Source organism: Anaerosinus sp. (genome assembly GCF_965318445.1).
In genome coordinates this window covers 49,756-62,329 of record NZ_CBDNNH010000016.1, presented here as the reverse complement: position 1 = coordinate 62,329, position 12,574 = coordinate 49,756, and the positions used below count along the sequence as shown (strand labels likewise).

The 12,574-nt window shown below is 34.4% G+C and carries 11 protein-coding genes; 1 reads left to right on the top strand and 10 read right to left on the bottom strand.

Annotated features, from left to right (window positions below):
* Positions 1-6: 6 nt before the first annotated feature.
* From ACWZFG_RS07305 to ACWZFG_RS07260, 10 genes are all read right to left on the bottom strand, one after another.
* Positions 7-2,073 carry a chemotaxis protein CheW gene (locus tag ACWZFG_RS07305; RefSeq protein WP_455577301.1) on the bottom strand — a complete coding sequence of 689 codons (2,067 nt, stop codon included), beginning with the start codon at positions 2,071-2,073 and terminating at the stop codon, positions 7-9.
* Positions 2,074-2,174: 101 nt separating this feature from the next.
* The gene (locus tag ACWZFG_RS07300; RefSeq protein ID WP_177504865.1) at positions 2,175-2,537 is read right to left on the bottom strand and encodes a response regulator; all 363 of its coding nucleotides are present in this window, start codon (positions 2,535-2,537) and stop codon (positions 2,175-2,177) included.
* 247 nt (positions 2,538-2,784) lie between these two features.
* Complete coding sequence (locus ACWZFG_RS07295; protein WP_177504864.1) at positions 2,785-3,453, bottom strand: tetratricopeptide repeat protein; 669 nt, start codon at positions 3,451-3,453, stop codon at positions 2,785-2,787.
* Between the two features lie 105 nt (positions 3,454-3,558).
* The gene (locus ACWZFG_RS07290) at positions 3,559-4,557 is read right to left on the bottom strand and encodes a GGGtGRT protein (protein WP_147669763.1); all 999 of its coding nucleotides are present in this window, start codon (positions 4,555-4,557) and stop codon (positions 3,559-3,561) included.
* Between the two features lie 32 nt (positions 4,558-4,589).
* Positions 4,590-5,282, bottom strand: a complete 693-nt coding sequence (locus ACWZFG_RS07285; protein WP_147669762.1) for an iron-sulfur cluster assembly scaffold protein — start codon at positions 5,280-5,282, stop codon at positions 4,590-4,592.
* Positions 5,283-5,456: 174 nt separating this feature from the next.
* Positions 5,457-6,413, bottom strand: coding sequence for a D-2-hydroxyacid dehydrogenase (locus ACWZFG_RS07280; RefSeq protein WP_177504978.1), 957 nt, complete (start codon positions 6,411-6,413; stop codon positions 5,457-5,459).
* Between the two features lie 164 nt (positions 6,414-6,577).
* Positions 6,578-8,173: an ArnT family glycosyltransferase gene (locus tag ACWZFG_RS07275; protein ID WP_177504863.1), complete on the bottom strand. Its 1,596-nt coding sequence runs from the start codon at positions 8,171-8,173 to the stop codon at positions 6,578-6,580.
* The gene (locus ACWZFG_RS07270; protein ID WP_177504862.1) at positions 8,170-9,438 is read right to left on the bottom strand and encodes an ATP-binding protein; all 1,269 of its coding nucleotides are present in this window, start codon (positions 9,436-9,438) and stop codon (positions 8,170-8,172) included. The genes ACWZFG_RS07275 and ACWZFG_RS07270 overlap by 4 nt, the downstream gene beginning before the upstream one ends.
* A gap of 4 nt (positions 9,439-9,442) precedes the next feature.
* Positions 9,443-10,114, bottom strand: a complete 672-nt coding sequence (locus ACWZFG_RS07265; RefSeq protein WP_177504861.1) for a response regulator transcription factor — start codon at positions 10,112-10,114, stop codon at positions 9,443-9,445.
* Between the two features lie 4 nt (positions 10,115-10,118).
* Positions 10,119-11,669 (bottom strand): ArnT family glycosyltransferase, encoded by a 1,551-nt coding sequence (locus tag ACWZFG_RS07260; RefSeq protein WP_177504860.1) that lies wholly within the window; start codon positions 11,667-11,669, stop codon positions 10,119-10,121.
* A gap of 113 nt (positions 11,670-11,782) precedes the next feature.
* Here ACWZFG_RS07260 and ACWZFG_RS07255 point away from each other — a divergent pair, with 113 nt between their 5' ends.
* Positions 11,783-12,562, top strand: a complete 780-nt coding sequence (locus tag ACWZFG_RS07255; protein ID WP_177504859.1) for an enoyl-CoA hydratase-related protein — start codon at positions 11,783-11,785, stop codon at positions 12,560-12,562.
* Positions 12,563-12,574 lie beyond the last annotated feature (12 nt).

The window sequence follows — 12,574 nt, the reverse complement described above, 5'->3', positions numbered from 1 at the left end:
TTTTTCTTAAATTTTATTACTTAAACCAATCACATCTAAAATTAAACTGATACTGCCATCTCCTAGTAATGTACAGCCAGTAATTCCTGCCATATTAGATATTTTCTTTATATAGTTAGGAACCGGCTTAACAACAATTTGCTGAACTCCTACAAGATTATCAGCAAATATTGCCATTGTCATATGTTCAGATTCAACCATAACGATAATTCCTTTTGTTAAATCAATAACGTTTGTCTCAATATCATAAAATTTATGTAATCGTATAATTGGATAACATTGTCCCCTCACCATAATAAGCTCATTACCATTTGTATCGACTAAAATTTGTTTTTTAGCTGGTCTAAACGATTCTCGAATTGACATGATTGGTATCGTATAAGATGATTTTCCTACTTCAACAGTCATTCCATCTACAATTGCTAAAGTTAATGGAATCTTTAATGTAATAGTACTTCCTTTTCCTTGAATACTATCCAGTAAAATATTCCCACCAACCGCTTTAATATTCTGGACAACCACATCCATCCCAACACCACGACCGGAAAACTCTGTCACTTTCTCTTTCGTAGAAAAACCAGGTGCAAAGATGAAAGAATAAATTTCTTTGTCGGTAAGCTCTGATTCCGTTTTTGTTATTAAGCCATTGTTTCTTGCCCGCTCAAGAATTTTCTCACGATTAAGACCTCTACCATCATCAATAATGTTAATAATAACTTCATTCCCGGCATTTTGCGCTTCAAGAGTTACTCTCCCTTTTATTGGCTTTCCTACAGCACTCCTCTCTTCTGGCATTTCAATGCCATGATCAATTGAGTTCCGAATAAGGTGCATCAACGGATCGGAAATATGCTCTATAACGTTTTTATCAACTTCCGTATCTTCCCCGACTAAAACTAATTCTACCTTTTTATCCAGCTTTTTCGACATATCCCGTACAATACGATTCATCTTCTGAAAGGTAGCATTTAAAGGAACCATACGAATTGACATCACACTATCTTGCAGCTCAGCACTAATCTTTCTCAATTGCCTCGACGCCTTATAAAAATTCTCCAACTCAAGATCTTTTAAGTCAGGATTTTGTGTCACCATTGCTTCAGCAATTACAAGTTCTCCCACTAAATCCATTAAATGATCCAATTTCTGAACATTTACACTGATCATACTTTGTGTAATGATACCTTCGTGGCTTTCAGGTTTTAAAGATTTCTCTGTAAGAATCGGTTTTATTGGCAAGTCCTCAATAACAATTTCTTTTACAACTTTTTGTTCTTTTAGCCAATATTCACATTCCTGAACACTATCCAGCTTTTTTAATTCTAATTTTCTTAAAAATATAGTCTGATTCAATATCTGTTCAATTTCCTCATATGACTTATCAGTCGTTAAACAGATCTGAAAACCATTTGTACGAATTACCAAAACCGTATCATCATCTTCTAAAATATTTTCTGGTTTATAATAAATTTCACTTACAACATCCTGTAATGCATTTAACACCGCATATCCTCTAATATTTTCCATTTCGCAATCTAATTCAAAAAATATAGTAGCAGCAAATACATTTAATCCCTGATTACTTTTTATATTTTTATCTGCCCCTATATAATATTGCTGTTTTGGGGAAGATTTTTTCTTTTCTGAATTTTCAGATATATCTCCGTTTATTGACTTTAAATTTGTTAAAAAAGATTTAGTTTCTTCTACTAAATTGCCTGCAATTCCATCTGCATCATGCCCATCTTCAATTTTTGAAATCTCTCCCTTTATAAAATCAGCAGCTAATAAAATAATATCTGCTAAACCAGAACAATCTATATTAGGTGGATTTTTCTCGCGTATGTAATAAAAAATATCTTCAATCGCATGAGATAAATTCGATACCTCATTTACTAACATCATCGCCGATGATCCTTTAATAGTATGCATAATGCGAAAGACTTCATTGACTTCATCATTGTTAAATGCACCATTTTTCTCACTTTGAATAGTCAATTGTTCCAGTTGTTCTAAAAGCTGATTTGTCTCAAAAATGAACATCTCCATCATCGGTTCATGTACATTTCCCACTTTATCATCTCCTTCAACCTATCCAATGGTTATTATATTTATCCTAAAACTAAATAAAACACAAATTTTTTCTACATCATAAAAAATTGCAGCACGAATGATTATCTGCCTACAATTTTTTCAATTGTCTGAATAACAAAATCTTCTTTAAATGGTTTTACAATAAAATATCTAGCCCCTTGTAAAACAGCCTCTTTAATCATGGCCTCTTGTCCCATAGAAGAAACCATAATCACAACAACATCTTTATCTATCTTCCTCAACTCTTTTAAAGTAGTAATTCCATCCATATTCGGCATTGTAATATCTAATGTAACAAAATCTGGTCTGACTTCTTGATATCTTCGCAAAGCAATATTTCCATCATTCGCCTCAGCTGCAATTTCATATCCATTCTTTTCCAATATTGTTCGCAATGCTAATCGAACAAATGCAGCATCATCCACGATAAGTACTTTTTTCATTTATCTTCCTCCACCAAAATCACCTATAAAAATTCTATAAATTAAATCACTTTATGAGAATCCCCCTGGTACTTTTATCCTATTTTTGCTTCATTAGCCTAATTTCATATATTTCTTTCTTGTACTTATAATTAAACAAAAAGAATAAAAACTCCTACAAAATTCACGAAAATTATCCAAAAGATAATAAAATTATTTTCGCAAATTATAGGAGTTTTACACAAATCCATTTACTTTTTTTACTATTTTATTTTTTTTTACGGAAAAAGTTTAAAATTTTATCAAAAAAATCAGAAGATGCATTGGATGTAAATTTAAAACTAACGCGTTTATAATTTTCATTTGCACCAAAATAATTTTGTTTAGCAGCCATTCTATACCAGTGCATAGCAACTTCATCATTTTGTTCAACACCATCACCGAATTCATACAATCGTCCTAAAGAATCTTGTGCCGCTGCATTTCCATTATTTGCGGCTTTAATATACCAATCCGCTGCCGCCGTATAATTTTTCATATCTTCATATAATGCAGCTAAATTATATTCAGCTAAAACATAACCATTTGATGCTGATTCTTTATACCAACGAATTGCTTCGTCGTTATCTTTTTTCACACCTTTAGCAGACTCATATGCAACAGCTAAATTATTTTGCGCAACTCGTTCTCCTAACTCGGCTGCTTTCAAATAATACTCGGCCGCTTTTGCATAATCTTTTCTACAACCTTCACCCTTAGTATACATATAACCAAGTTTACATAATGCTAAAGGACTATTTTGCATAGCAGCTTTCTCATACCAATTTAATGATTCTTTTAAATCTTTTTTTACTCCATTTCCCATGTAATATGCATAAGCTAATTGACATTGAGCTTCTTGGTCTCCATTCTCTGCCGCTCTTTTACAATTTTCCATCATAACCTCCACTATACACTTCACAATACTATAATATGAGCTATTATAACATAAAAAAATAACGGTATCCACCACATGGGTGAATACCGCTTATCTCTACTAATATTATTTACTTGCTTCTTCAATTGCAACTGCTACAGCAACACTTGCGCCAACCATTGGATTATTCCCCATACCAATTAACCCCATCATTTCTACGTGAGCTGGTACGGAAGAAGAGCCTGCAAATTGTGCATCGGAATGCATTCTACCTAAAGTATCAGTCATACCATAGGAAGCAGGACCTGCTGCCATGTTATCTGGATGAAGCGTTCTACCAGTACCGCCACCAGAAGCAACGGAGAAGTATTTTCTACCATTTTCAACACATTCTTTTTTGTATGTACCTGCTACTGGATGTTGGAAACGAGTAGGATTTGTAGAGTTACCAGTGATGGAAATATCTACACCTTCACTACGCATAATTGCAACACCTTCTTGTACATCGTTTGCACCATAGCAACGAACTTTTGCTCTTTCACCATTAGAATAAGCAGTTTCGTTAACAATTTTTAATTCACCAGTATAATAATCATAATCAGTTTGTACATAAGTAAAACCATTGATACGAGAAATTACTAATGCAGCATCTTTACCAAGACCATTTAAGATAACGCGTAATGGATCTTTTCTTACTTTATTTGCACTTCTAGCTAGACCAATTGCACCTTCAGCAGCCGCAAAAGATTCATGACCTGCTAAGAAAGCAAAACATTTTGTATCTTCAGTTAAAAGCATGGAAGCTAAGTTTCCATGACCTAAACCAACTTTTCTATTATCAGCAACGGAACCAGGAATACAGAAAGCTTGTAAACCTTCACCGATAGCTTTTGCAGCTTCAGCAGCTTTTGTGCAACCTTTTTTAATTGCAATTGCAGCACCTAAAGTATATGCCCAACATGCATTTTCAAAGCAGATTGGTTGAATACCTTTTACGATTTCTGCAACATTAATTCCTTTATCAAGACAGATTTTTTCTGCTTCTTCAAGAGATGCAATCCCAAAACCTTGCATAGCTTTTGTGATTGTATCAATACGACGTTCATAACCTTCAAACTTTGCCATACCAAAAATTCCCCTCTCTAAACTATTTTTGACTATTCTTGACGTGGATCGATATATTTTACAGCATCATCAAATCTACCATATTGGCCAGTAGCTTTTTCCATAGCTTCAGCTGGAGCGATGCCTTTTTTAATCATTTCCATCATTTTCCCAAGATGAACAAATTTATAACCAATAATCTGATCATTTTCATCTAAAGCAATTTTTAAGATATAGCCTTCTGCTAATTCTAAATAACGAGGGCCTTTTGCCAATGTACCATATGTAGAACCAACTTGGCTGCGCAAACCTTTACCTAAATCTTCAAGACCTGCACCTACTGGAAGTCCGCCTTCCGAGAATGCAGTTTGTGTTCTACCGTAAACAATTTGTAAGAATAACTCACGCATAGCTGTGTTAATTGCATCACATACAAGGTCAGTATTTAATGCTTCTAACAAAGTTTTACCAGGAAGAATTTCAGAAGCCATTGCGGCAGAATGTGTCATACCGGAACAACCAATTGTTTCTACTAAAGCTTCTTGAATAATACCATCTTTAACGTTAAGTGTTAATTTACAAGCTCCTTGTTGAGGCGCACACCAACCGATACCATGTGTTAAGCCATTGATATCTTTAATTTCTTTGGATTTTGTCCATTTTCCTTCTTGCGGAATTGGTGCTGCACCATGATTTGTAGCACGTGCTACACAAGTCATTGCTTCTACTTCATGCGAGTAAATCATATTAGCTCTCCTCTCAAAATAAATAAACTCCTGCCAAATAATCGGCAATCGTTGTTAACCCAAATACACGTTAAAAGGGCATAACCCCATAACCATATTTATATTACAACATTTTCATCATTATTGTAAATAGTCGTTTGATGTTATTCTTTAAAACTTTTCCAGATATATTGTCTAATTGACTACATTTATCGGCGCATTTGAAATAAAACCTGTTAAATTATCCGTTGCTATGTTCATTAATCTCCTGCGGGCTTCCAAAGGTGCCCATGCAATATGCGGCGTAATAATGCAGTTTTTTGCCTTTAACAACGGATTATCTTTTTGCATTGGTTCAACAGCAATTACATCTACTGCCGCTCCATAAACTTTACCTGTATTTAGTGAATCAGCTAAGTCCTGTTCAACAACTAAAGCCCCACGTCCTGTATTTAAAATAATCACGCCATCTTTCATTTTTGTAATATTTTCTTTATTGATAATCCCTTGTGTCTTTTCAGATAGTGGACAATGAAGTGAAATCACATCCGAAACAGTAAAGAGCTCATCCAATGAAACAAATTTAAACGTATCACTTTCTAAATTCTTATCTCGATAATGACTATAAACAACCACTTTCATTCCTAATGTTTGAACAATCTTTGCTACAGCTTTGCCAATTTTGCCAAAACCAATAATCCCAAATGTTTTTCCGTCTAGCTCGATAAGCGGTGTATTCCAATAAGAAAAATCCTTACTTCTCGTCCATTCGCCTGACATAACTCCAATGCTATGACTGCCAATGTTATGACAAATCTCCAATAATAGCCCTAATGTAAATTGCGCAACCGACATCGTACTATAGGCTGGCACATTGCAAACAGTAATTCCTAGTTTACGTGCATAATTTACATCAAGCACATTATAACCTGTAGCTAAAACACCGACAAATTTTAACTTTGGACACGCTTTTAGTATTTCATTCGTTAAAACTGTCTTATTAGTGAAGATGGCCTCCGCATCACCAATACGCGTTAAAGTTTCTTCTGGTGTAGTTCTATCATAAACTTTTAATTCCCCTAACGCTTCAATTCCACTCCAACTTAAATCCCCTGGATTGAGTACATATCCGTCTAACACGACAATCTTCATCATGAACACCTCACCTTAAAAAATATCCACTTACTCATTTCAACATTTCTATCTGTATTCCCTGTCTCCTTGGCTAATTCTTTATGGAGTATCTTTATTAAATTCTATCCTTGAAACTCATCGTATAAATTGAGCAAAGGTAAGCATAATGATTATCCATCACCCTAATATAAACGTTTCTTATACAGTGTGCCTTTTTCGCTGGAAACCAAAGGATAATAATCTTTTGCAACCTGCATTTGTGAAAATTTACTCAAGCTATATTCGTGTACAATTAAATAAACTTCTTTTTCTTCTTTTGTTCTTTCGATAAAATCTTCAAGTTTCTCTCTAGGGTATAAATATTTTCTTGACCAAATTCCAGTATCTACATGTTCATCTGGTAAGATAACCGACTTTATTTCACCATTCCAATAAAATAAAGCTGATGTTTGATAATCTCCGATATTTTCTACAATTGCATTTGGTGGAATAAACGCCGCCAAATGTCTTGCAGTCCTCATTTGTGCGTAATTGGGTAAAATGATCCCAGCCAATAAAAGATAGCCTAAAATAAAACTTACAGCAATATTACATAAAATTTTCCTTTGTTCTCTGGCAAATAAAATTGAAGACCCGCCCCATAAAGCAAATATAGCACAGCCAAAATAAATAAATTCTTCATTTGTCTTTATCGCTTTTGCATTCCCCACACCTATGCCAAGAAGCAAAAATAACATTGGAATCATTACCCATAGCCAAATCTTTTTATCGTCCCTCTTCAAAAATTCATTTAATGTATATGCACTTAGAATAGCCGCTGGAAATAAAACCGGAAAGCTATAAGTTAAATATTTTGTCGCCATACAGGTGTAAAAAGCTACAGGTAGAACCAACCAAATAAGATAAAACCAATTTCGATCGGTTAGATTTCTTTTTTTGATTATCTCATAAATTGTTCTGATAAATATACCAGTCCAAGGGAGTAGAGCAACCGGTAACACTAAAAGATAGTAATAAAAAACATTCATTTCTGGATGTTCTGATATTGTAGCCCTTGCAATATTATGAAGACCAATAAAGCTATCAATAAAATCCCAGCCATGATGGATAAACATATAAACATACCATGGCATTCCTACGAAAACAAAGGCTAAAATACCTTGCCATACATATAAATACTTAAACATCCCCCAAGACTTCGTGATAAAAATATATGCAAGTAACGTTAGCATTGGTAATAAGAACCCTATCGGACCTTTCGTCAGCACTGCCAATCCTAAAGCAATATAAGCGATTATCCCATAAATTACTCTTTCTTTTTTCCACGCTAAATAAAATAGACCTAGTGCAGCATTATGAAAGAAAAATAAAAATGCATCTGTAACAATTATTCTAGATAGTACCCAAAATTGTAATGATGTCGCTAATATGAATGCGCTCAAAAAAGCCATCGTTTTGCTTTTTTCATTGTGCCATACAAACCAATACATAAAAGCAACACTTAAAGAGCTAGCAGATATCATAGGAAAGCGTGCGGCAAATTCATTTATCCCAAATATTTTATAGCTAGAAATCAGCATCCAATACGTAAATATCGGCTTATCATACCAATATTCACCGTAAATTCGCATAGACAAAAAATCATGACTTAACAACATTTCTTTAGCCGTGAGCGCATAATTAGATTCGACTGGATCTGTAATTGGAAAGCTCCAAGTAAACATCCCATAAAAAATTAAACAAGAAATAAAAATTAAACATTCATTACGGTATTTCATCTTTTCGGTAAGACTACAGTAAATGTAGTTCCTTCTCCCAATTTACTCATCAATTTTATTTCTCCCTTATGCATAGTTACAATCCATTTTGCAATAGATAAGCCCAAGCCACTTCCACCTATTGCTCGCGAACGAGCTTTATCCACACGATAGAATCGATCAAAAATATGATTTTGATCAGATTCAGATATTCCAATTCCAGTATCGATAACTTGAATGAAAACATTATTTTCATAACGATTCAAGCTAGCTTTAATCATTATTTCGCCTCCATCTGATGTATATTTGATTGCATTATCAATCAAGATTAAAATAAGTTGTTTTATTCGCTCTAAATCAGCAAAAACTTTGATGTCAAATTCATTATAAAAACGAATTTCTATGGACTTCTCACCTGCCAAAGAACGGAGTTTTCGTATCGTTTCCTCAATTACTTCTCCTAAAGAAAACTCGGTCTTGTTTAATTTATACCCTTGCCCCTCTGACCTGGCCAGGGCTAACAAATCCGTAACCAGCTTTGACATTTTGCGAATTTCATCTTTCATATCCATGATAATTTGTTCAATAAAGGGCGATTTGCTTAATGTCTGCTCTTGTTCGATCACCTCAACTGAAGACATAATTACACTTAATGGAGTCCTAAGCTCATGCGAGGCATCCGCAGTAAATTGTCGTTGTTTATCGTATGCCAGCTTTATCGGAACCATTGCTTTTTTAGCCATGACATGACCAGCGATTGCCGCTATGATGAGAGCAATCATTGATACAATGATTATAATTGTTGTGGCCTTACGCATTCCTTTATAATACGTAGTTACATCACGTCCAACATAAATCATTCCTACTTTTTCACCATTTACCACAATTGGAAGCGCTGACATCATAATTTTATATTCATCATCAAACTTTAATGTCGTAATTTTTCCAGTACCATCTTGCCAATGATTAATTTTATCCAATACCTGTCCTTTTATCTCCTCGGCCGGATTCAGCGCATTAAATAACTGCCCACTATTGTCATAGGCATAAAAAAATAAACGGCGATTGTTGTTGTCTTCATCTTCATCCATAAAAAACTCATTATGTTGAAAAAATATTGCATGTTCAACCGCTTCTTCCTGTGCGTACAACAAGACTTCATGCTCTTGTTCATTCGTAATTGACCATATCATACTCTCATGTACACAAAAAACTAATACGATAAAAAACATCGCCATAATCGCAGTATAATATAGACTTAATTTGCGGTGAATTTCATTAAACACGTAGCTATTCCTCCAATTTATATCCAATCCCACGAATTGTTTTAATCATAGTTCCAGTTTCATCAAGCCCCATTTTTCTTCTTAACAATTTTATATAAGACTCAATAATATTAGAATTAACTTCACTTTCCATTCCCCATACTCGTTCAATAATTCGATCACGCGATATTACGATTCCTTTATTTTGAACAAGCAAATCGAGAATCTGAAATTCACGCGGTGATAATTGGATCACGCTATCCCATCTTTTTACTAGTTTTTGTGTTCTATCTAGAGTAAACTCTCCAAAAGCAATTGTTTCCTTCTGTATTTTTAAATTAGTCCGTCTTGCTAGTGCACGAATTCTTGCAAATAATTCTTCAAATTCAAACGGTTTTACTAAATAATCATCCGCTCCTCCATCAAGTCCCACCACTCGATCTTCAATCGAATCACGCGCCGTTAACATTAGAATTGAACTTTCACAACCATTTTCTCGCAATCTTTTACAAGCATCTATCCCACTTTCAACCGGCATCATCCAGTCTAGTATAATGATCTCATAAGGATCAAACATGGCATATTCATATGCCATGTCTCCCGATGTTACCCAATCAACAAAATGTCCTTTTTGCTGTAACATATATTGAATTAATTTACCTAATTTCATATCATCTTCAGCTAATAAAATTCGCATAAACTCACCCGCTTTGGACTTTATAGAGTAATAATACATCTTTTTGTTTATTAATAATCATTAAACTTTCTTTTTCCTTTATTGATAATTGATCAAAATTCTTTTCTCGAACTAAAAAGTACGCTTCTTTTTCCCCTTTCACTGCCGCCTGTAAATCTGTTTTTAATTCCTGTCCGGCAACTCCCGTATAATAACAAAAACCTGGTCGGTAAAACTTTTCAACATATACAGGTGTAGATTGATTGACATATACTTCATTAAAAACCTCAGCAGTCGGTTTTACTGATACAAAGTCAGCAATAGCTGGAAAAATGCAATTCATTAAAATAACAACAAACCCCATCATTCCAACAACAATTCCCAATAAATAATATCGTCTATTCTTTACAAAATTACTCAAAAACACCCAACTAACCATTCCCACAAAAAGAACGCCCAGATATTTTATTCCGTTAATTTGCATTCCTAATTTATATTCGGCCGTTATTTCCAATACAATAAAAATTAAGAGACTAATCAACAGCATTCCTGCTCCGGCAAAATTTAATGTTTTTATTCGAAATTCTTTAATACAGCGATTCATATACCATCCTGTTAATAATGCCATTGGTGGATACATCGGTAGAATATAAGAAATTAATTTTGTCTGTGAAACACTGAAAAATACAAAAACAATACTAAGCCATATCATCAAAGCTAAAATATTTTTCCCATTTTCTTTGTTTTTCTCCCTCCACCCTTCATAAAGAGCTGGCAGTAAGTAACTGACCCAAGGGAAAAATCCTATACAAAGAACAGGAAGATAATAATACCAAATCTGTCCTGATTCATGCTCTGGTGATAAAAATCGCGTAACATTATGAAAGCCTAGAAAAGTTTCAATAAAATCCATTCCATGTAAATTATACATCATTCCATACCACGGAACAGTAATTAACAAAAATATTATACCACCTTGAAAAATTTTCAAATTAAAGATTTCCAACCAATTCTTTGTTGCAATTAAATGCAACAAAATAATTGCAAGTGGCAAAACAATGCCTACTGGACCTTTGGTTAAGACCGATAACCCCATAAATGCATACATTAATCTATATTGTCTGCTAAGATAAGCAAATATTACTCCGCTAAAAAAGCAACTTAAGGTAATATCAGTAACCGCAGCTTTCCCTAGATAAAAATATTCAAAACTCGTTACTAAAATCAAAGCTCCATATAGCGCTGACCTACGATCAAATAAACGATTACCATAGTAGTAAACGAGCATAGCTCCAGCAATTGCCAATACTGCTGACGGTAAACGCGCCGAAAGTTCAGTTGCTCCAAAAAATTTTACAGCCAATGCAATCAACCAATAATACATTGGCGGCTTATCATACCAAAAATCCCCATATATTCTTGGTGAAATAAAATCATTATGATTTAGCATCTCTAGTGCCGTTTGTATATACACTGGTTCATCAGGATCTAAAAGTGGTACTGCCCCTAATTTAAATAACATAATAAATCCAGCCACGATCAATATAATTATCACATCTAAATTTTTTCTTTCCACAAAATCACCTATTTTCTAAATCTACTGCTACCACTATAAACCGCAAAGATGAAAAATAGCTGAAAAAGAAAAATCGTGCTAGAATAAACTAAAGAAGATTTGGAGGGGAATATATGGAAAACGAAACTGTATTATACACATTGGAAAATGAGATTGCAACAATTACATTAAACAGACCTAAATCACTGAATGCAATGAATGAAGAACTTGTTGACAGTCTTGGGCATTACTTAACCAGGGCAAGCCAAGATGAAAGCCGTGCGATTATCCTCACAGGGAATGGCCGTGCCTTTTGTGCCGGTGGTGATTTAGCGCACTTGTCTACATTAACCGTACCAATCAAAGCAAAAGAATTTATCACTAAGGTTGGTAATCTCGTCAAGCAAATTCAAGCAATTCAAAAACCTGTCATCGCGATGGTAAACGGTGTAGCTGCTGGTGCCGGCTTTAATCTCGTCCTTGCCTGTGATATTATTTATGCAGCAAAATCCGCACGCTTTGCCCAGAGCTTCGCCAAGGTGGGACTTGTGCCAGATTGCGGTGGCATGTACTTATTACCAAGAATTATCGGCCTGCCTAAAGCAAAAGAATTGATGTTTACTGCAGATTTAATTAATGTAGAAGCAGCGAATCAACTCGGGCTAATTAACCATATTTCTGAAGATAATGCTCTTGCAGATGAAACTTACGCTTTTGCAAAAAAGCTAAAAGAATCAGCTCCAATCGCTTTAGCAATGATAAAACAAACGCTAAATGAATCCGATGATTTATCTTTAAATACGCTATTGAGTAAAGAAGCCGCCTTACAGACTATCTGCATGCAGACAAAAGACCACCAGGAAGGGCTATCTGCATTTAAAGAAAAACGTTCTCCGTTATTTTCCGGGAAATAAAAAAGAGCTGTT